Genomic DNA, 19,644 nt, shown 5'->3' on the forward strand with positions numbered 1-19,644 from the left:
GCCGACGGGGGTGACGCCTCGGCGGGGTCAGATGCCGAGGTTGGAGAGCAGGCCACCGACGACGGGGACGACGCCCAGCAGCAAGAAGGCGGGGAGGAGACAGATGCCGAGCGGGACGGCGGCCTTGACGCCCACCGCGCGGGCGCGGTCCTCGACCTCGGCGCGGGCGCTTCTGGTCAGGTCGTCGGCAAGGCGCTCGACCGTCGTGGCGACCGGGGCGCCGGTGGCCTGAGCTCGGGCCAGTGCTCGGCCCAGCGGCGCCAACGCGGGATCGTCCACCAGGGTGCGCCACGTCTTCTCCGGATCGGCTCCCAGACGAAGCCGAGAAGCCGCCGGCAGGAGTCGGGCGGCTGCCGGACCGGGCAGCGCTGCGGCGACGGCCACGAGCGCCTCCGCGGGCGCCGCGCCGGAGGAGAGGGCGGCGGAGAGCAGGCGGACCAAGGCCGGCAGCTCGGCCTTCGCCGCCTCCCGCTCGCGCCGGACCTCGGCGGGCTCGACCCGGCCGATGACCAGCCAGCAGACGACACCCGCCGGAGCGGCGAGTACGGCACCCGCCGTGCCTCCGACGAAGGAGTAGACGGCGCCGGCGGCAAGCAGCGCCAGCAACGGCCGCCAGCGCATCATCCAGCCGCCGGGGTCATCGCGGCCCGCAACGGTCGCGATGACCCCGGGAAGTGGTGAGGCGGGCGCAGGCAGCAACGCTGCTGCCAGCCCGAGCGCGACGGCAGCAAGCCACGTGGTCATCTCGCCTCCACCCCGCGAGCGATGCCCTCGATCCACCACAGCCCCAACCAGCCGAGCAGCAGCCCGAGACCGAGGCAGGCCAGGCCCACCGGCGACCCGAAGAGGAACGCCAGCGGGTCGCCGCCGACGCCGCTGCCCATCGCCAGGGCCGCCACCGGCAGGCCCGCGATCAGGCGGGCGGTGGAGCGGGCCGAGCCGAGCTCGCCGTCGACGACCCGCTGGGTGGCGGCCGCGGCCCGCAGGTCGAGCGCCACTCGGTCGAGGGCGTCCGCGAGTCCGCTCCCGGTCTGGTGGGCGATCTGCCAGGCCGCGGCGACCACCCTCAGCGATCCCGCACCGGGCACCTCGGCGACCTGCCGCCACGCGGCGGGGACGTCGGAGCCCATCCGCTGCGCCTCCGCGACCGGCTCGATCACCGGCCACTCCGTGGCGAGCTGCGTCAGCGCGGGACCGGGCGGGTGCCCGGCGGCGAGCTCGGCGGCCATCTGCTCGCAGGCCTCGACGACACGGTTGGCCGTACGCCCAGCCGCGATCCGCTCGCAGCGGCGCCGCCACAGGGCGACGCCGCCGAAGGTGGCGATCCCGAGCAAGACAGCCGCGACGACCGCCTCGCCCGGGAAGACGATGGGGATCAGGGCGATCAGGAGGAACGACCACCGCGGCACCCGCCACGCGAGCGACCGGGGTTCCACCGCTGCTCGCGGACGGAGCATCAGCGCGGCGGCGGCACCGAGCAGGCCGGCGACCAGCCCGAGGCTCAGCCCGCTCACCGTTCGGCTCCCAGCAGCGCTTCGAGCCGGTCCGAGGCCGGTCCGGCGACCACGACGTCATCGGCGGCCACCGAGAAGGCGGTCTCCATCCGGACCAGCCCATCGGCTCCACGACACGGGACCGCGATCTCGGTCAGCACCCGGCGGCCGTCACGTCGGCGCAGGTGCACGACCACGTCGACACCGGAGGCGAACTGGCTGTGCGCCGCCTCCCTGCCGAGACCGGCGGCGAGCGCCAGGGCCTCCACCCTCGCCGGGACGTCGGCGGCGGAGTTGGCGTGCAGTGTGCCGCAGCCGCCCTCGTGGCCGGTGTTCAACGCGGCGAGGAGATCGACGACCTCGGCGCCACGCACCTCACCGACGACCAGCCGGTCCGGACGCATCCTGAGGGCCTGGCGGACCAGCGTATGGAGCTCGACGGCGCCGGCGGCCTCGATGTTGGCCGGGCGCGCCTCGAGGCCGACCACATGCGGATGGTCCGGACGCAGCTCGGAGGCGTCCTCCACCAGCACCAGCCGCTCCTCCGGCGGCACCAGCGACAGCAGGGAGGCCAGCAGCGTGGTCTTCCCTGTGCCGGTGCCTCCGGAGACGAGAAACGCGGACCGCGCCAGCACCAGCCGTCGCAGCAGATCGGCCACCGCGGGAACGACCATCCCCGAAGCCTCCAGCTCGGCGAGCGTGAACGCCCGCGCCGACGGCACCCGCAACGAGATCACCGTGCCCGGTCGCGCCAGCGGCGCCAGCACCGCATGGAACCGGCTGCCGTCGCCCAGTCTCAGATCGACGTAGGGCGAGGCATCGTCCAGGCGGCGACCGGCCCCGGCAGCCAGCCGCTGCGCCAGCCGTCGAACCGCATCGTCGTCAGGAAACGCGACCGGAGCAGGCTCCAGGCCGGATCCGCGGTCGATGAAGACCTGATCGGGTCCGTTGACCAGGACGTCGGTCACCCCCGGCAACCGCAGCAGCGGCTCCAACGGCCCCGCGCCGACCACGTCGCGGCGCAGCATCTCGAAGACAGCCAGCACGGTCGCGTCGCCGACGATCCGCCCCTCTGCGCGGAGCGCCTCCTGGACCCGGTGCGGGGTGAGCTCTCCCGGCGTACGCGCCAGGTGGTCGCGGACGAGGTCGACGACCTGGGGTGCGATGTCGACGGCGCCGATCATGCGACCATCACCCCGGCGCGGACCCGGCAGCGCATCAGCACCTCGGCCGCGGCGCGGGCCAGCGGCGCCCGCTTCGAGCGGATCGGCCCCAGCCCCAGGTCGATGGCCTCCGAGAGCCCGCGCTGGTCGGACATCGAGGCGATCACGGGGAGCCCGAGCGCACGGCCGACGGCCTCCGGCTCGGCCGCACGGCCGCGGACGACGACCCGCACCCGATCCCGCTCGGGAAGGCGGGAGATCAGCCGGGCGGCGGACGCCGTGCCGGTGACGTTCGCCCGAACGACGACGAGGACGATGTCGCAGCCGGTCAGCAGTGCCTCGGTCCCGGCGTCGGACTCACGTGGCAGGTCGACCACGACCAGGTCATGGCCGCGACGAGCGGCGGCGAGCACCTCGCGCACGACCTCCGGCCGTGGTGGCACCACGTCGCCGCCCGGCCAGCCCAGCAGGCCCAGCGACCCGACGTGCGGCACCGCCTCACGCAGCGCCCGCGCCCCCAGCCGCCCGGCGGTCTGCTCGAGATCTCCCCAGGTCACCCCTGGGATCTCGTCGAGGCCGAGCACCCGACCGGCGCCGGGACCGAGCCGGTCGGCGTCGATCAGCAGCGTCGATCCACGGTCGGCTCCGAGGCTGGCCAGGGCCGCGGCGTACGTCGTCGCACCGGCTCCACCCGATCCGGCCAGCACGCCGACGACCATGCCGTCGCCGCCCTCACCGTCGCCGACGTCGGCGAGCAGCCCGGCGACCACGGTCTCGGCCGACGGCAGCTCGAGCAACGTCTCGGCACCGACCTCCAGCGCGGCTCGGAGCAGCGGTTCGCCGGTCGAGCCCCAGCCCACGACGTACACCCCGTCTCTTCGGGGTGGACGCAGCGATGCCACCTCCGCCAGGAGGTCGGCGCCGACGAGGATCAGTGGTGGGCGTTGCCATCGACGCAGGGCGCCGACGGCGTCGGTGCACTCCTCGACGGTGACGCCGGAGGCGGCGGCCAGGCGCGCCGCCTCAGCGGCGAGCAACGAGTCCGAGGTGATGACGAGCGGTTCCGAGGTCATGGCAGCAGGATCCGCCGAGACACCGACAATTCCACTCGCAAATCCAGGACCTGTGGATAACCCCGTCCTGGACCCGCCCTGTGGATGGTGATCGGCCCGCCCAACGGCCGTCTACGATGTGCCCATGACACGCATCGCTGCGTTCTTCGACCTCGACAAGACGATCATCGCGAGGTCCAGCACGCTTGCGTTCTCCAAGCATTTCCAGGCCGGCGGCCTGATCACCCGCGCGGCCATGATCCGCTCGGCCTACACGCAGTTCGTCTACGTCGTCGGCGGTGCCGACCACGACCAGATGGAGAAGATGCGCAAGTCGCTCTCCGAGATGGTCACCGGCTGGGACGTGGCGACCGTCAAGGAGATCGTCGCCGACACCCTCCACAACGTGGTCGACCCGCTCGTCTACGAGGAGGCCGTGCAGCTCATCGAGCAGCATCACGCCCAGGGCCACGACGTCATCATCGTCTCCGCCTCGGGCACCGAGCTGGTCGAGCCGATCGGCACGATGCTCGGCGCCGACCACGTCGTCGCCACCCAGATGGAGATCGAGGACGGCCGCTACACCGGCGAGATCGCGCTCTACGCCTACCGCGAGGAGAAGGCCCGCGCGGTCCAGCAGCTGGCCGAGCGCTTCGGCTACGACCTCGAGCAGTCGTACGCCTACTCCGACTCCGTCACCGACCTGCCCATGCTGGAGGAGGTCGGCCACGCCTTCGCGGTCAATCCCGACAAGGACCTCCGCAAGGCCGCCAAGGAACGCGGCTGGGACATCCTGGTCTTCAACAAGCCGGTCGCGCTGCGCAGCCGAGTGCTCACCCCGTCCACGCCGACCCTGGCCGCGCTGGCCGTCGGGGGCGCGGTCGCGATCGCCGGCGGCGTCATCTGGGCGGGCACGAAGCGCCGTCGCCTCGGCGCCTGACCCGATTCTGCAGACGCGGCATCATCCTCCTCATCCTGCAGAATTTCCAGCCTTGAATCTGGCCGCCGATCAGCGTAGAAACAGGGGTGTAACAAGACGTACACGAGTGAGAGGCACCCACGCGGCGATCCACCCATCTGATGGGGTGCTGTAGCCGGGGAGAAATCCCGACGCAGTGACCAGACCTTGCACGCTTGGTAACCAGAAACGCTCGTGTCAGCGGTGGCACCCGGTGCTCACAACCCACCGGGTGCCACCTGCTTTTGCACCTTCTACTCGGCGGCGTCCAGGCGCAGCGGCGAGGCCTCGGCCCCAGCGGCGTACGCCTCGGCGGCGTAGAGCAGCCATGAGTGCGCCCCCGCCTGGCCACCCTCGCGGAAGCCGCGCAGGTTCGACTCGTAGGCGGCACGCAGCGCCAGATGGCCGGCCTCGGGCACGACCAGCGACTTCTCGTCCACGCCGCGCGCGACCAGGATGAGCCGCTCTGCGGCACGCGCGACCAGACCGTTGTGGGAGGCGAACGGAGCAGCGGTCGCCAGATCGGCGTGCACGAACGCCGCCACGACCAGCGCCGGCGCGGACGTCGGGGCGAGCAGCAGATCGGAGAGACGCCGTAACCGCTCGGCCGACTCGGCAGAGCGCGGACGGCCCAGCTCCTCGGCGTCCAGCGACCCCGCAGCCGCCAGCGCGTGCAGCCGCGCGAACGCCTGCAGCGGCGCGTGCTTCACCACCGGCACCAGCGAGAGCAGCTCGGTCGAGAGCCGCACCGCGTCCTGCGCGATCGCGTCCCCACCGGAGGCGCGAACCTCACCCAGGGACGACGAGGACCCTTCCAGCACGGCAGAGGCGTGCGCACCGCGCAGCAGCGACTCGGCGGTGGTCTCCGGAGACGTACGCCGCAGTCCCCGGTCACGCAGCATCACGTCGATACCGTCACGAGCTGCGGCGAAGCCCGAGGCCACGCCTTCGAGCGACACCAACCGGGCAAGCGGATCGTCCTTCACGCGTCAACCTTAAGCGCGCGTTACCCTGACCGAGATGACGGACCCAGCCAACCCCGACCCGGCACGCTCCTTCGGAAGCGTGGCGGACAGCTATGACCGCGGGCGCCCGTCCTACCCGGTCGATGCCGTGAAGTGGCTGGTCGGCGACGAACCGGTGAGCGTTCTCGAGCTCGGCGCCGGCACCGGCAAGCTCACCGAGGTGCTCGTCGGCCTGGGCCACGACGTCTTCGCGACCGACCCGGACGACGCGATGCTCGACATCCTCTCCGGGAAGCTCCCGGACGTACGCGCCACCAGCGGCACCGCCGAGCAGATCCCGACCGGCGACAGCCTCTACGACGTGGTCGTCGTCGGCCAGGCGTTCCACTGGTTCGACCACGCCAAGGCGCTGGCCGAGATCGGGCGGGTGCTGCGTACGGACGGACGACTCGCCGTGGTCCAGAACGAGCGCGACGAGCGGATCCCCTGGGTGCGCAAGCTGGGCAAGCTGATCGGCAAGCAGGACGGTGGCTTCGACCCGACCTCGATCCTCGACGACTCCGGGTCCTTCTCCGCGGTCGAGGCGCAGACGTTCCGGCACTGGCAGGTCGTCGACCGCCACTCGATCCAGGACCTGGTCCAGTCGCGCTCCAACATCGCCACCCTCGAGCCGGAGGCTCAGGAGCAGAAGCGGCGCGAGGTGCTGGCCTTCTACGACGACTACGGCCGCGGCATGGACGGCATGCAACTGCCCTACAACTGCCGTGCCTGGCGGACGCAGGTGCTCCCGCACGCCCAGATGGTCTCGACAGGCTCGACCACCGGCGCGCACATGGTGGTCGAGACGGACGAGGAGCCGGAGCCGAAGGTGCCGCTGGCCAAGCGCACCGACACCGCCGTACGCCTCCCCCGCGTCATCACCGACCCCGAGAACGGCGACGACGACCTGCTCATCGACTTCCGGTGAGTGGGTCGCGCGGACGCGTCGTGAGCGCGTCGCGCTCCGGGTCCATCAGGTCGAAGCTCTGGATGATCCAGAAGATCGCGAAGCAGACCAGCAGCGAGACCTCGGTCGCCAGCAGCCAGTATTTCCAGCCGGTCAGGCCCAGCACGATGCCGCCCGCCAGCAGCAGCACCATGGCCACGACCAGTGCCCAGTAGGTCTTGTCCAGCCGCGTACGCGCCTTGTCGGCCTCCTGCGCGATCTTCCGCACGCCCCAGTCGGTGTTGAGCACGACCGCCAGCGCGAACGGCGTGAAGGTGAAGATCGCCGCGAGCCCGTGCGCCTTGGCCGCGAAGCTCTCCTGGTCGATCAGCAGCCAGCCCACCCCGACGACCCACGCCCCGGCGACCGAGACCAGACCGATCAGCCCCCAGCGTGACGGCCAGGCACCGGCGGCGGCGCGCTTGCGGAGCCCGAAGATCAGCACGACCACCCAGCCGATCGCCATCACCGCCAGATAGCTCCAGGCGTTGTTGACGATGGCGGCCTTGTCGATCTGCTGCCCGATCTCCGGGGTCGGCACGAAACCGACCATCGGCGCCGAGAGCCCGGCGAGGTTGAGCGCGGTGTCCTCCGCGTCGGTATAGCCCCGTAGCACCACCAGACACACGCCCAGCGCACACAGCACCGCGGTGAAGACCGGGCCGGCCGGGGTGTAGTAGTAGGACGAGATGGACGTCTGCCACTCCCCGCTCGTGATCGTCTCGGCAGCCACCGAGATCGCGAGCCCCGCGAGCAGACAGCACAGAGCGAAACGGACATAGCGGTACGTCGTCACCTCGGTCGTCATAGGCCTGAACGTAGCGGGATCCGGCCACCGTCGGTGGCCTATCCGGCAGCGCGTCCGAGACCCGCGCCAATCGTTCACCGAGCAATGTCGAGGAACGCATAGCGTGACGAAGGCCACATCAGATACCGTAAATCGAGCCCGGATCCCCGCCGGTTTCGAGAAATCCTCCGTCGCTCCTACGATGCGCGCGTGAAGATGACGATCAAGTGAAATCCTTCGCCCCGAGCCGATGATGTCTTGGGATGCGCCCACGGACGCGTTAGCGTCCGGACGAAGCCGCATATCTCTGCCGTAGCCCCACCACCATCACCGCTCGGGCGATGCCTCCTGCGGAAAAGTGAGGTCGACATGTCCACCGTGACATACCTCGAGGACGGCCCTTCCGTCCTCTCCCTGTACGAAGGTTTCTTCGCCGGTGGCGCCCGGATCCTGCACACCGCAGTCGTCCGCGCGCTCGACGCCACCACGCCTCAGCGGCACAGCGTGCTGAGCCTCAGTGACCGCGTGCAGCGCGAGTTCACCGCGCAGCGGATCTCTTCCGACAACTCCTACCGACGCTTGACCTCGGCCGGCGTCCCGGTGCGGGCATTGAGACGTACGCCGACGGGCCCCATCACCACCAGCCAGCTCAAGCGCGTGGCGCAGTCGGTGGCCAAGGCCGACGTGGTGCTGTCCCTCAAGGAGCAGCCGCTCACGGTGCTGGGCAGGGTCGGTACGTCCGGGACTCCGCTGATCACGTGCCTACACCGCTCCGACCCGGAGCATCAGGGGGCAGGGGTGCAGGAGCTCATCGACCTCGACCGGGCCGGGCTGCTGACCGCTGCCGTGTGCTGTGCGGAGTCGACCCAGCGGGCCTACCACGAGGCGACCGGGATCCCGCTGGAGCGGCTGCCGGTCCTCCCCAACGGGGTCGACCTCTACAAGTTCCGCACCGATGCCGAGCTGCGGGCCGGCAAGCGGGCCGAGCTCGGCGTCGACGGCGACGCACCCGTGGTGATGATCGCGGCGCGCTTCGACGAGATGAAGAACATCCCGCTCTTCGTCCGGGCCGCGCGCCGGTTCGTCCAGGAGCACCCCGACGCCCACCTCGTCATGTGCGGCGCCGGGATGACCGCGGACAACCCGGCCTTCGCCCAGCTCATCAACGATGAGCTCGGCGCGTGGCCGGCGCTGGAGACCAACCTGCACGCCCTCGGGATCCAGAGCCAGATGGCGCCGCTCTACAACGCCGCCGACCTGATCACGCTCACCTCGGCATTCGGCGAGGCCGCCCCGCTGTGCCTGCTCGAGGGGATGGCCTGCGGCGCCGTCCCGGTGACCACGCCGGTCGGCGATGCTCCGGCGATGGTGGGCGACCTCCGCCTGGTCTCGAGCTTCGACCCGGCCGAGATGGCCGAGTCCTGGAAGGCCGCCTTCGCCCAGCGCGAGGAGCACTTCGAGCGGATCTTCCGCAACCGACAGCGCCTCTCCGAGCAGCGGCTCTTCGACGCGTACGCCCGGCTCATCAAGGACTCCGCCGACTCGGCGCTCATCCCGGTCGCGGTCTGAGACGGTCGCTGGTCGAGCCCCGGAGCGGGGCTCGACCAGCGGGTGGATCAGTAGATGGTCACGCCGTAGGCGTTGACCGCCTCACGAACGGGCTGGAAGAAGGTCGTTCCGCCCGTGGTGCAGTTGCCGGAACCGCCCGAGGTGATGCCGAGGGCCTTGGTGCCGTCGTAGAGCGCGCCGCCGGAGTCACCGGGCTCGGCGCACACGTTGGTCTGGATCAGGCCGCTGACCCGGCCGGAGCCCTGGTAGCGGACGGTGACGTTGAGCGCCTGGACGGTGCCGCTGTGGACCCCGGTGGTGGAACCGTCTCGGGTGACCCGCTCACCGACGTACGCATCGGCGACCGTGAAGCCGCCAGGGTGCGAGAGCGAGGGGTTGTCGTAGCGAACCAGGGCGTAGTCGTTGCCCGGGAAGCTCGACGAGACCGTCGGGCCGATCAGGGTGGACTGGCCCGAGTTGGCGTACCAGGTCGGAACCTCGTCACCGCAGTGACCGGCGGTGATGAAGTAGTAGCTGCTGCCGCTCTGCACGTTGAATCCCAACGAGCAGCGGTAGCCGGATCCGTAGATCGCATCGCCGGCGCCGAGCAGCGTGGTGAACGTGCCGGCGGTGCGCTTGATCGTGAGTGCCTCGGCGTCGGCGCCTGCGGCCTTGGTGACCTTGGCGAGCTCCGCCTTCGAGACGGTGGAGTCGGCGGTGACGACGACCTTGCCGGTCGCGGCGTCGGTGTACCAGGCGATGCCGGATACGGCCGACTTGTCGACAGCGGAGTTGACCGCGGCCAACGCCTTCGGACTGAACTCCTGGTGATCCGGTGCGGCGACAGCCGGCGTGGTGGCAGCGGTAGCTGCCAGACCAAGACCGGCGACGACTGCGGCCAGACGGGTGCGGGACGTGGTGAACCTCATGTGTTCCTCCTACGAACGACCAGGCACCCGCGTGGTTGCAGGCGCCAGGAATGCCCGACCACCGCGATGTGCCCGAGCACGCCTTCTCGGGAGTATGTCGACGGGTCGATCGGTCGGCTACGCCACGGAAGAAAATTTCACCGCCAGGCGGAAATCATTGCCAAATAGGGCGAAGTGGTCTGAACCACTTCGCCCCAATTCGGCTGCGTATCAGTAGAGGTTGACGTCGTAGGCGTTCACGGCCTCGCGGACCGGCTGGTAGAAGGTGGTGCCGCCCGAGGAGCAGTCACCGGAGCCACCCGAGGTGATCCCCAGGGCGGTCGAGCCGGCGTAGAGCGGGCCACCGGAGTCGCCCGACTCGGCGCAGATGTCGGTCTGGATCATGCCGCGGACGGTGCCGGACCCGCGGTAGCGGACCGAGACGTCGAGCGCCTCGACCCGGCCGGAGTGCGCGCCGGTGGACGAGCCGTCGCGGGTGACCCGCTGACCGACCCGCGCGTCACCGACGGAGTAGCCGCCCTGGTGGCTCAGCGAGTCGTTGGCGTAGCGCACCAGGGCGTAGTCGTTGCCCGGGAAGCTCGACTTCACGGTCGGCCCGATCCGGGTGGTCTGACCGGCGTTGGTGTACCACGTCCCCACGTCTTCGGCGCAGTGACCGGCGGTGAGGAAGTAGTGGGTGCCACCGCTGCGCACGTTGAACCCGAGGGAGCACCGGGTCCCCGCGCCGTGGATGGCGTCTCCAGGCCCGAGGAACGGCTTGAACTCACCCTTGGCGCGCTTGATCGTGATCGCGTCGGCGTCGGCGCCGACCGTCCGGGTCAACCTGCCCAGCGCGGAGGCGGGGACGGTGGAGTCCGCGGTCACGACCACCTTGCCGGTGGCCTCGTCGGTGTACCAGGCGATGCCGGACAGCGCGGACCTGCTGACCGCGGAGTCGACGGCGGCGTAGGCGGCCGCCAGCGCCTTGGCGCTGACCTCCGTCTCCGCGGGCGCAGCGACCGCCGGCGTGGCCATGGCGGTAGCCGCCAGCCCTAGACCGACCGCTGCCGCGAGCAGTCGGCTGCGTGACCTGGTGAACCTCATGCGTTCCTCCTGGGACGACCAGGCGCCCGCCCCGGTAGCGCGCGCCACGTGCACGACCACCGCGATGTGCCCGAACACGATCACTGTGAGTATGTCGTTGTAGACACCTCATCGGCCAGTCGTCGGCAAAAAACTTTCGCAGTTCGATCAAATTTCGTACGCCGCGGGGCAAAGTGGCTCAAACCACCTCACCCCGCGGCGTACCTCTGCTTGATCAGTAGATCGTGGCGCCGTACACGCTGAGCGCCTCGGTCACCGGCTGGAAGAAGGTGGTGCCGCCGGTGGAGCAGTTGCCGCTGCCGCCGGAGGTCAGACCCAGCGCGGTCGAACCGGAGTAGAGAGCGCCGCCGGAGTCACCGGGCTCCGCGCACACGTTGGTCTGGATCAGGCCGCTGACGGTTCCCTCGGCGTAGCGGACGCTGGCGTTGACCGCCGTCACGGTGCCGGTGTGGACACCGGTGGTCGAGCCGTCACGGGTGACGCTCTGGCCGACCCGAGCGGTGCCGGCCGTGAAGCCACCGGTCTTCGAGATCGTCGAGTTGTAGCGGACGATGCCGTAGTCGTTGCCCGGGAAGCTAGAGCCCGCGGTCGAGCCGAGGAGCGTGCTCTGCGAGGAGTTGGCGTACCAGGTCGAGACGGCGTCGGTGCAGTGGCCCGCGGTCAGGAAGTAGTCCGCGCCGCCGACCTTGACGTTGAAGCCGAGCGAGCAGCGGGAGCCGCCGCCGTAGATGGCGTCGCCGGGGCCGATGAGCGGGCTGAACTCGCCCTTGGTGTGCTTGACGGTCACGGCCTGGTCGCCCTGGCTCGTCTTCTCGGCGGCAGCCTCCTTGACCTCGGCGATCTCGGCCGCGGACACGGTCTCGTCAACGGTGATGACGACCTTGTTGGTGGCCGGGTCGGTGTACCACGACGAGCCGACCGGGGCGGACTCGGCGACGGCCGACTTGACCGACGCGACCTCGGCCTTGCTGAACTCGGCATCCGCGGCGGCTGCCGGGACGGCGACGGCGGCGGAGGCCGCGAGACCCACACCCGCGGCAAGCGCGGCGATCGTGCGGGGACGGAAGGTGGTGCGTTGGAACCTCATACGTCTCCTCCTGGGGGAAAGGCCCACGTGTTGTGGGCTTCCGCACCCGGAACCACGGGTTTCGCGGCTTACCGGGGGCGGGTAACTGAGTTTCGTGTTCTTTTCCTTGCCCCGCACCACATTCGATTCCCCAAGAATCTGCATTGCAAAGACTCGTTCATCGAATTCCTGCAATGCAGCAACACGCGATTCCGCAGCGTTTGCGGCTCAGCGCCGAAAGAAGAGGATTGGGTAAGCATTGCCAAGTTGTAGGTGCCCGGGTCCCGGGCCGCGTACGGTGGGTATCCGTGTTCATCTCGCTGCTCGAGCGAGGATTCGGGCGGGATTCCGTCCGGCTTCCAAACCTTCGGCGTGGCGACTGTTGATAGATGGTAGACAAACCCCATGCCGTATCCGCCGCCCCCAGGCTCCCCCGGTTCGGGCGCGCCTGACGAGGAGCCGCAGAAGCAGCCTGCCCCTTTCGACTACAACGAGCGGCTGATCGGGCTCTCCGACGAGAGCGGCAACCGACCGGCGTTCAACGCCCGCAAGGAGCGCGCCGGACAGGGCGGGCCGCTGCGCCAGGTCCTGACCATCGCCGTCTCCCTCGGGCTCGTGGTCGTGTGCGGCGTGGTCGTCTACGCACTGTTCACCCGCGGCGACGACGCGGCCACGACCGCCGGAGCGCCGACCGCGAGCGACACGGCCTCGGCCGAGAGGACACCGAGCGGGTCGGCGAGCCAGGGCGGCGGAAGCTCCGACGTCGGCGGTGAGTCCAGCGGCAATCCCGACTGGCCCGGGACCTCCGCGGCCGACCCCAGCGACGGCGCCACCAGCTCGCGTTCGACCATCGGGCCCGAACACCTCTCCAAGGCCGACGTCCCCCGCCCGTGGGAGTTCACCTACGGCGACGTCAACCTCAAGGCACGCTACCTGAGCGGCAAGGACTACTCCGGCTGCAAGGCGACGCTGAAGCCCGCGATCCGCAATCTCGGCTGCGACTATGCCGTGCGGGTCTCCTACAAGGCTCAGCGGGGCAACCTGCGGATGACCCATTTCATCTACGACTTCAGCACCGTCGAGGCCGCCGGCAAGGCCGCCACGAAGACCGAGCCGCGGCACGTGATCCCGCCGACGGAAGCCTTCCTGCCCGGCTACACCCAGGGCTGGTTCAAGGTGAAGGACTACGGCAAGTACGTCGTCTACACCATGGTCACGGCCAGCGACGGCATCACCGAGGCCCAGGGCAAGGAGTACACCTCCTACGGCAACAGCGACCTCGGCGCGGAGATCCTCTTCCGGATGTGACCCGGTCTCAGGGGGTCGCCTGGTCTCCTGCTTCGGGTGACGCCCCTACCGTGGGCGAAGGCTGGGTCGAGGCGCTGCCGCTCTCGCTCGGCTGCGCCGACGGCGTTGCGCTCGACCCGGTCGAGGTCGACGGCTCGGCGCTCGGCTCCTCCGTCGTGGCCGACTCGGACGGCTCGGCCGACTCCGAGGGCTCGGTGCTCGGGCTCGCGGACTCCTCGGGAGTCGCGGTCGCGCCCGGCGACGGATTCTCGCCCTGCTTCTCGTCGCCCTGCCCCGAGCCACCGCCGGTCACCCGGGAGATCGTCGTGCCGCCGTCCCCGCCGCGCGTGATCGAGCTGACGCTGCGTCCGGCCAGCAGCTCGAAGACGGTGATCACGGCGACGACGACCACGAACATCGCCAGCGAGGCCAGTGCGATCCGCTTCCAGGGCAGAGTCCTGAGGCGCTCCTGCCACGACGGCATCGGCTCGGCGTCGCCGTCCCCGTCGGCCATCTCCGCCGCCTCGGCCACGGAGTCCGAAGCCGGCTCGGTCGCGGGCTCCGAGCTGGTGCGTACGCCGGCCAGCCCCGCAGACCGCCACCGGGCCAGGGCCTGGGCGCTGGTCACCTTCTGGTGGCTCTTCGCGAGCCACTGGCCGTAGAGGTTGGTGCCGATCGTGGCCGCCACGCTGCCCATCGCCGCCCCGAGGAGGGTGCCGACGGCACCGAGCGTGGAGAGCAGCAGAGCGGAGGTGACGGCAGCGAGGGCGCCTGCGGTGGTCGCGATCCAGTCGATGCGTGCGGGTTTCGATGCTTGGGAATCGCTGGAGGGCGGGGTGTTGCTCATTGGGCCCAGATTAACTCGCGACCTGACGCTACCGGGGCCAACTTGACGCAGATCACCCTTGACTCAGGTCACGTTCCAGGGCCGCTGCACCGGACATCAGGGTGGCGACGACGCTCGGCAGGGACTCCTTGTCGTAGCGGACGCTGGGCATGGAGATCGACATCCCCGCGACGACGTCGCCGCCGGCGCCACGGACGGGGACGCCGATCGCGACCACGCCACGCTCGGAGCGACCGTCGTTGAAGGCGAAGCCGTTGCGGCGTACGCGCTCGAGCTCGGTACGCAGCGCATCGACGTCCGGGCGATCGGCCAGGTGGTCGGCGTACCTCTCCCGGGAGTAGATCGAGGCGACCTCGTCGTCGGAGATCTGGGCCAGGAGCAGGAGGCCGGCGGTCGTGCGGTGGGCGGGGAAGACCATGCCCTCACGGGAGCCGACCTTGAGCGACTGCGGCGACTCGACCGAGGCGATGAAGCGGCAGGTGTCACCGGTGCGTACGGCGACGTTGGCGGACTCGCCCAGCAGGTCGACCAGGCGCTGCAGATGGGGCAGCGCGACCTGACGGAGCCGGGATGCGGTCGAGCGGGAGTGAGCCGCCAGCTCCAGCACCGGTCCGGCCCGGTAGACCTTGTCCTCGTCCTGGACCGCGAAGTCGCGGTAGACCAGCATCGCCAGCAGCCGATGGGCGGTGGAACGGGCGACGTCGAGCCGAGCCGCTGCCTCTGAGACGGTCAAGCGGCCTTCGAGCTGGAGGATCGTCGCCAGCTTGAGTGCGTGGTCGACGCTGGTGATCGCATACGGGGGCCGGGTCTTGAGCGGCTTGTCCATCCCACCTCTTCCTGATCACACCAAACCAAGCATCTATCGCTCGCCTCCGCAGGAGATTGACCCACCTGGGGAGGCCGCTGTGACAATGGCCACGTCGTCGAGGCGACGCCTCCCGACGCACCCGGTTCGACAAGTGAGGAACACTGCGATGTCTGTCCTGATCGGCACCAACCCGACGCGTACGTTCGAGGATGCCCGCCGCTGGGTCGCGGAGGGAACCGCCCTGCTGACCGGTGCCATCGACGGCCTGGACCGCTCCGCGTTCGACGGCTACTCGCAGCTGCCGGGCTGGACCCGCAAGCATCTGGTCGGCCACGTCGCCGCCAACGCCGAGGCCCTCGGCAACCTGATCTCCTGGGCCGAGACCGGCGTGGAGAAGCGGATGTACGCCTCCACCGAGCAGCGCAACGCTGACATCGAGGCGGCCGCGACGCGTCCGGCCGAGGAGCTCCGCGCCTGGTATCTCCGCGGCGCCGCGGAGCTCGACGCGGCCATGGACCGGCTCACCGCCGAGCAGTGGGAGCACGAGGTGATCACCGCCCAGCTCGTCACCCGGAAGGCGAGCGACGTCCCGTGGATGCGGGCCCGTGAGGTCTTCGTCCACGCCGTCGACCTCGGAGTCGGGATCACCTTCGCCGACCTGCCCGACGACTTCCTGCTCGCCCTCGCCGACGAGATCCGTACCAAGCGAGGACTCTCCGACGACGACCTGCTCGGTGTCGAGGGCCCGCTTCCCGAGGTGGCCGCCTGGCTCGCCGGGCGACCGCACGACCTGGTGGACGCGCCGACGCTCGGGCCGTGGCTGTGACCCTTTCTGGGATCAGCTCCAGAGGGCGAGCTTGTCCGGGTTCAGGACGATCCAGACGTCGGTGACCCGGCCGCCGGCGACCCGCAGGTTGGCGACACCGCGGTGAGCGCCGTCCTCGACGAACGTGAACCCGAGGCCGTCGGCGGTGGCCTCGGTCCGGACCTCCCAGCTCGGCCGCTTCGTGAGTACGCCGAGCAGGAACCGCGCCACCTTCTCCGGCCCGACGATCGGGTTGCGGGCCGCGCTGACCCGGCCGCCGCCGTCGGAGCGGAGCGTGACCGACGGGTCGAGCAGCGTCACCAGCCGGCCGAGGTCGCCGCCGGCGGTGGCCGAGACGAAGGCGCGTACGACGTCGTCGTGCTCCGGCAGCGGGGCGACGTCGTCGCGCTGCTGGGCGACCCGGCGGCGTGCGGAGGCGGCGAGCTGCCGCACCGCGGCCGGTGAGCGGCCGACCACCCCGGCGATGTCTCCGAACGGGACGGCGAAGATGTCGTGGAGCACGAACGCGACCCGCTCGGCCGGGGTCATCGCGTCGAGCACGACGAGGAGCGCGGTGCTCACCGTGTCGTCCAGGGTCGCCCGGTCTGCCGGATCCTCGGGGGCGGCGAGGAAACCCGGCCGGACCGGCTCGGGCAGCCAGGGGCCGACGTACCTCTCCCGGCGGCTGCGCGCCGACTTGAGCACGTCGAGGCAGACCCGGCTGGTCACGCGGCTCAGCCAGCCGGAGGGGTTGTCGATCGCCGCCCGCTCGTCGTCGGAGAGGCGATACCACCGCAGGTAGGTCTCCTGGACCGCGTCCTCGGCCTCCTCGACCGTGCCGAGCAGGCGGTAGGCGAGCGCGATCAGACGGCGACGCTCGATCATCACCTCGCCCAGGTCGTCCATGTCAGGCATCGTGGCATCTCCTTCGGGGTTCACCAGTGTGACGAGCCAGACATCGCGATTGTGAGGTGGCGACCTCACATTCGCATCTGCCGCCTCGTCAACCTGACGAGTGCCCGCGCTGTGGCGGGCCAGACCCGAAGGACACCGATGCTCGCCAACGTCAACGTCACCAAGCTCTTCCCCGCTGCGTACAAGGCTCAGATGGCCGTCGAGGAGGCGGTCGAGGAGGCCATCAGCGTCGCCGGCCTCGACCGGCTCGCGGTCGACCTCGTCAAGATCCGCGCCTCCCAGATCAACGGCTGCGCCTTCTGCCTGCGGATGCACACCCAGGACGCCATCAAGAACGGCGAGACGACCGACCGCCTCGCCCTCGTCGCCGCGTGGTGGGAGTCGCAGTACTTCACCCCGGAGGAGCAGGCCGCGCTCACCATCGCCGAGCAGATCACCCGCATCGGCGACCTGCACACCTCCCCGGCCCCCAAGGTGGACGTCGAGAGCATCCTGGACGCCAAGCAGATCGCCGCGATCACCTGGGTCGCGATCTCCATCAACGCCTGGAACCGGATCGCGATCTCGAGCCACTACCCGGTCGCTCCCTGATCCGAGCCGGGTAGTCCGGGGAGTTTCGGTCCGTTACTCGCTGGTAGACGGACGAGAACTCCCCGGACTACCGATTGCTGTCGCGACCGAGCAGGTAGCCGACCGCCAGCGCGACGACCGCCAGCGCGACCGGGTAGCTCTGCAGGAATGCTCCGAAGACCGCGTCGGCCATCAATCCGAGCAGTTCCAGGATCACCCAGATCGCCAGGACCGTGCCGGCGACGATGAGGACCTTCCACTTCGTCGCCATCTACTGGCTCACGTGGAAGTAGGCGGACGTGGTCGAGCGAGGACGCATGGGGATCCTTTGTGGAGCGTGATGGCCGAGGCGGCGCCCACCCGTCGGCGCATCGCAGAAAGTAGCAGCGGGTGTGGGGGCGTACGAGAGAATCGTGGAACCGCGTGGGAACGTTTCTCCTACGTGAATCTTTACTCGGCCAGGGGGTCCGATGACTACGCCGACACCACCACCACCACCGCCGGACGGGTACGGCGCGATGCCTCCTGCGCCGGACCTCCAGCCTGGCTGGCCGCCGAACGAGAATTCGTTCGGCGCGGGAGGGCCACCGCCGCCGGAGAAGCCGCATAATCCCTGGCCCATCGTCATCGGGCTCGGGGCGATCGTGGTGGTGCTGGTGATCGGCGTGATCATCACGGCCGCCCTCGTCCTGCTCCGCGGTGAGGAGGACCCGACGGCGAAGCCGGGACCGTTGACGGTGACGGCCACGCCGAGCACGTCGGCGACCGCCCCTGCCCCGGGCGGGCTGGCCGCCGATCTGTTCGAGGGTGACTGGAGGTTCAAGCTCGGCGACGTGAGCATGAACGCGACGTACGTGGCCGCCCAGGACTACCCGGACTGCGGGCCGATCGCGTCGGCGGCGCTGGAGAAGAAGGGCTGCCGCTATGCGGCCATGGGGATCCACGACGCCGAGGGCGGCAAGCTGCGGATGCTCCGGGTGATCTACGTCTTCGACAGCGAGGCGGAGGCGACGGCGGCCGCGGAGTCGGTCAAGGAGACCGACTTCGACCTGCCCACCGGCAGCCTCATCGCGGACGACGTGATCGGGAAGTGGGTCGCCAAGGACTCCTCCAAGGCGGTCGTCGTCGGCTTCGTGACCGCGCAGAAGGGCGTCCCGGAGACGACCGTCGACGACTACCTCCACTACGGCACCGCAGACATCGCGGGCGCCCTGATCTTCATGGACCTGTAGCCGGACGAGGCGGCGATGAACCTCCAGCACCGGATCCAGTACGTCCTGGACGAGCTCGTCGCCAGCGGCAACGAGACCGGCCTGCAGGTCGCCGTCGACCACCGTGGCCACCGGGTCGTGGACGCCGTCGCCGGGGTCGCCGACAGCGGGACCGGGCGACCGGTCAGCCCGGAGACGCTGTTCTTCAGCTTCTCGACCGGCAAGGGGATGGCCGCCTTGATCGCCCACCTCCTGGTCGGCAACGGCCTCGTCGGCTATGACACCCGGGTCGCGGAAGTCTGGCCGGAGTTCGGGGTGCGCGGCAAGGAGTCGGCGACGCTGCGTCACGTGCTGACGCACACGGTCGGCGTACCTGCGATGCCCGGCGGACTCGGCCCGGGCGACCTGGGCGACTGGTCCCGGGTCTGCGCGGCGATCGCCGGGTCGGACCCGCTGTGGCGCCCGGGCACCCGGACCGGCTACCACTCGTACACCTTCGGCTTCCTGGTCGGCGAGATCGCGCACCGGGTCACTGGGATACCGATGGGGCGGCTGTTGAACGACTGGGTCGCCGCACCCCTCGGGATCACCGGCGAGCTCTACTTCGGCCTCCCGCCGAGCGCGCTCACCCGGCTCGCCAGGCTCGAGGACGCCGAGCCGCCGGCACCCGAGACACCGGGGCCGGGCGGCATCTTGGCTCCCTGGGAGGGACGACCCCGGGCGTCGATGGGCAACGACCCGCAGTTTCTCCAGGCCGACATCCCGTCGGTGGGCACCTTCACCGCACGTGGGATCACGACCGCGTACGCCGCGATGCTGGACGGGCGGCTGATCGGCCCGGCCCAGATCGAGGAGCTGTCGGCGGTCGCCTTCGAGGGCACCGACCAGGTCTTCGGCAACCCGGCCCGGCTTGCTCTCGGCTATCCGCTGGGCCGCATCGGCGCCCCGGCCGACGAGGCACCGACCGCGCTCGGCTGGCCCGGCGGAGGAGGCAGCTATGCCTACGCCGACCCCGCCACCGGGATCTCGTTCGCGGTCACCAAGAACCGACTCACTCCCGACTTCAGCACCGCACAGCGACTATCGGACCTGGTGAACGCCGAGATCGGACGACCGGCCTGACCCGTCGCCGGAGTTCACCCGAGGTTTCCGAGTATTCGAAAGCGTTTGGT

General features: G+C 70.3%; 21 protein-coding genes. 8 read left to right on the forward strand and 13 right to left on the reverse strand.

Features of this window, described 5'->3' with window-relative positions:
* Nucleotides 1-27: 27 nt before the first annotated feature.
* Genes ABTX24_RS08995 through ssd form a run of 4 tightly spaced genes read right to left on the reverse strand, consistent with a single transcriptional unit; the run spans nt 28 to nt 3,729 of the window.
* Nucleotides 28-744 carry a type II secretion system F family protein gene (locus ABTX24_RS08995; RefSeq protein WP_350838976.1) on the reverse strand — a complete coding sequence of 239 codons (717 nt, stop codon included), beginning with the start codon at nt 742-744 and terminating at the stop codon, nt 28-30.
* Nucleotides 741-1,514 (reverse strand): type II secretion system F family protein, encoded by a 774-nt coding sequence (locus ABTX24_RS09000; RefSeq protein WP_350838978.1) that lies wholly within the window; start codon nt 1,512-1,514, stop codon nt 741-743. The genes ABTX24_RS08995 and ABTX24_RS09000 overlap by 4 nt, the downstream gene beginning before the upstream one ends.
* A complete protein-coding gene (locus ABTX24_RS09005; RefSeq protein WP_350838980.1) occupies nt 1,511-2,677 on the reverse strand; it encodes a TadA family conjugal transfer-associated ATPase in 1,167 nt (388 codons plus the stop codon). Before ABTX24_RS09005 ends, ABTX24_RS09000 begins: the two co-directional genes overlap by 4 nt.
* Nucleotides 2,674-3,729 (reverse strand): septum site-determining protein Ssd, encoded by a 1,056-nt coding sequence (gene ssd, locus ABTX24_RS09010; RefSeq protein ID WP_160026300.1) that lies wholly within the window; start codon nt 3,727-3,729, stop codon nt 2,674-2,676. The genes ABTX24_RS09005 and ssd overlap by 4 nt, the downstream gene beginning before the upstream one ends.
* A gap of 124 nt (nt 3,730-3,853) precedes the next feature.
* On the opposite strand from ssd, the gene ABTX24_RS09015 reads away from it, so the two are divergent.
* Nucleotides 3,854-4,648: an HAD family hydrolase gene (locus ABTX24_RS09015; protein WP_350838983.1), complete on the forward strand. Its 795-nt coding sequence runs from the start codon at nt 3,854-3,856 to the stop codon at nt 4,646-4,648.
* Between the two features lie 272 nt (nt 4,649-4,920).
* On the opposite strand, the gene ABTX24_RS09020 is transcribed toward ABTX24_RS09015, so the two are convergent.
* On the reverse strand, nt 4,921-5,652 hold the full coding sequence (locus ABTX24_RS09020; protein WP_160026298.1) for a Fic family protein: 732 nt from the start codon (nt 5,650-5,652) through the stop codon (nt 4,921-4,923).
* Nucleotides 5,653-5,686: 34 nt separating this feature from the next.
* Here ABTX24_RS09020 and ABTX24_RS09025 point away from each other — a divergent pair, with 34 nt between their 5' ends.
* Nucleotides 5,687-6,598, forward strand: a complete 912-nt coding sequence (locus ABTX24_RS09025; protein ID WP_350838985.1) for a class I SAM-dependent methyltransferase — start codon at nt 5,687-5,689, stop codon at nt 6,596-6,598.
* Here ABTX24_RS09025 and ABTX24_RS09030 read toward each other — a convergent pair.
* The gene (locus tag ABTX24_RS09030; RefSeq protein WP_350838987.1) at nt 6,582-7,424 is read right to left on the reverse strand and encodes a hypothetical protein; all 843 of its coding nucleotides are present in this window, start codon (nt 7,422-7,424) and stop codon (nt 6,582-6,584) included. The two genes, ABTX24_RS09025 and ABTX24_RS09030, sit on opposite strands and share 17 nt — an antisense overlap.
* 348 nt (nt 7,425-7,772) lie before the next feature.
* On the opposite strand from ABTX24_RS09030, the gene ABTX24_RS09035 reads away from it, so the two are divergent.
* On the forward strand, nt 7,773-8,972 hold the full coding sequence (locus ABTX24_RS09035) for a glycosyltransferase (protein WP_350838989.1): 1,200 nt from the start codon (nt 7,773-7,775) through the stop codon (nt 8,970-8,972).
* A gap of 47 nt (nt 8,973-9,019) precedes the next feature.
* Here the strand turns inward: ABTX24_RS09035 and ABTX24_RS09040 are convergent, their stop codons facing one another.
* The 3 genes from ABTX24_RS09040 to ABTX24_RS09050 form a co-directional block, all read right to left on the reverse strand.
* Complete coding sequence (locus tag ABTX24_RS09040) at nt 9,020-9,880, reverse strand: S1 family peptidase (RefSeq protein ID WP_350838991.1); 861 nt, start codon at nt 9,878-9,880, stop codon at nt 9,020-9,022.
* A gap of 210 nt (nt 9,881-10,090) precedes the next feature.
* Nucleotides 10,091-10,963 carry a S1 family peptidase gene (locus ABTX24_RS09045; protein WP_350838993.1) on the reverse strand — a complete coding sequence of 291 codons (873 nt, stop codon included), beginning with the start codon at nt 10,961-10,963 and terminating at the stop codon, nt 10,091-10,093.
* A 214-nt stretch (nt 10,964-11,177) separates the two neighbouring features.
* Nucleotides 11,178-12,050, reverse strand: a complete 873-nt coding sequence (locus ABTX24_RS09050) for a S1 family peptidase (protein WP_160026293.1) — start codon at nt 12,048-12,050, stop codon at nt 11,178-11,180.
* A gap of 384 nt (nt 12,051-12,434) precedes the next feature.
* Here ABTX24_RS09050 and ABTX24_RS09055 point away from each other — a divergent pair, with 384 nt between their 5' ends.
* Nucleotides 12,435-13,337 (forward strand): hypothetical protein, encoded by a 903-nt coding sequence (locus tag ABTX24_RS09055; protein WP_350838995.1) that lies wholly within the window; start codon nt 12,435-12,437, stop codon nt 13,335-13,337.
* A 7-nt stretch (nt 13,338-13,344) separates the two neighbouring features.
* Here ABTX24_RS09055 and ABTX24_RS09060 read toward each other — a convergent pair whose 3' ends face one another.
* Nucleotides 13,345-14,163, reverse strand: coding sequence for a hypothetical protein (locus ABTX24_RS09060; RefSeq protein ID WP_350838997.1), 819 nt, complete (start codon nt 14,161-14,163; stop codon nt 13,345-13,347).
* Between the two features lie 52 nt (nt 14,164-14,215).
* Nucleotides 14,216-14,989 (reverse strand): IclR family transcriptional regulator, encoded by a 774-nt coding sequence (locus ABTX24_RS09065; protein WP_160026290.1) that lies wholly within the window; start codon nt 14,987-14,989, stop codon nt 14,216-14,218.
* A 148-nt stretch (nt 14,990-15,137) separates the two neighbouring features.
* On the opposite strand from ABTX24_RS09065, the gene ABTX24_RS09070 reads away from it, so the two are divergent.
* Complete coding sequence (locus ABTX24_RS09070; RefSeq protein WP_350838999.1) at nt 15,138-15,797, forward strand: maleylpyruvate isomerase family mycothiol-dependent enzyme; 660 nt, start codon at nt 15,138-15,140, stop codon at nt 15,795-15,797.
* A gap of 12 nt (nt 15,798-15,809) precedes the next feature.
* On the opposite strand, the gene sigJ is transcribed toward ABTX24_RS09070, so the two are convergent.
* Complete coding sequence (sigJ, locus tag ABTX24_RS09075) at nt 15,810-16,691, reverse strand: RNA polymerase sigma factor SigJ (RefSeq protein ID WP_160026288.1); 882 nt, start codon at nt 16,689-16,691, stop codon at nt 15,810-15,812.
* A gap of 138 nt (nt 16,692-16,829) precedes the next feature.
* Between sigJ and ABTX24_RS09080 the strand changes: the two genes are divergently transcribed.
* Complete coding sequence (locus ABTX24_RS09080; protein ID WP_350713760.1) at nt 16,830-17,282, forward strand: carboxymuconolactone decarboxylase family protein; 453 nt, start codon at nt 16,830-16,832, stop codon at nt 17,280-17,282.
* A gap of 67 nt (nt 17,283-17,349) precedes the next feature.
* On the opposite strand, the gene ABTX24_RS09085 is transcribed toward ABTX24_RS09080, so the two are convergent.
* Nucleotides 17,350-17,532: a hypothetical protein gene (locus tag ABTX24_RS09085; protein WP_350839001.1), complete on the reverse strand. Its 183-nt coding sequence runs from the start codon at nt 17,530-17,532 to the stop codon at nt 17,350-17,352.
* A gap of 199 nt (nt 17,533-17,731) precedes the next feature.
* Between ABTX24_RS09085 and ABTX24_RS09090 the strand changes: the two genes are divergently transcribed.
* Nucleotides 17,732-18,493: a hypothetical protein gene (locus ABTX24_RS09090; RefSeq protein WP_350839003.1), complete on the forward strand. Its 762-nt coding sequence runs from the start codon at nt 17,732-17,734 to the stop codon at nt 18,491-18,493.
* 15 nt (nt 18,494-18,508) lie between these two features.
* Nucleotides 18,509-19,594 carry a serine hydrolase domain-containing protein gene (locus ABTX24_RS09095; protein ID WP_350839005.1) on the forward strand — a complete coding sequence of 362 codons (1,086 nt, stop codon included), beginning with the start codon at nt 18,509-18,511 and terminating at the stop codon, nt 19,592-19,594.
* Nucleotides 19,595-19,644: the final 50 nt, after the last annotated feature.

This window comes from Nocardioides sp. NPDC127514 (assembly GCF_040302125.1).
GTDB lineage: Bacteria > Actinomycetota > Actinomycetes > Propionibacteriales > Nocardioidaceae > Nocardioides.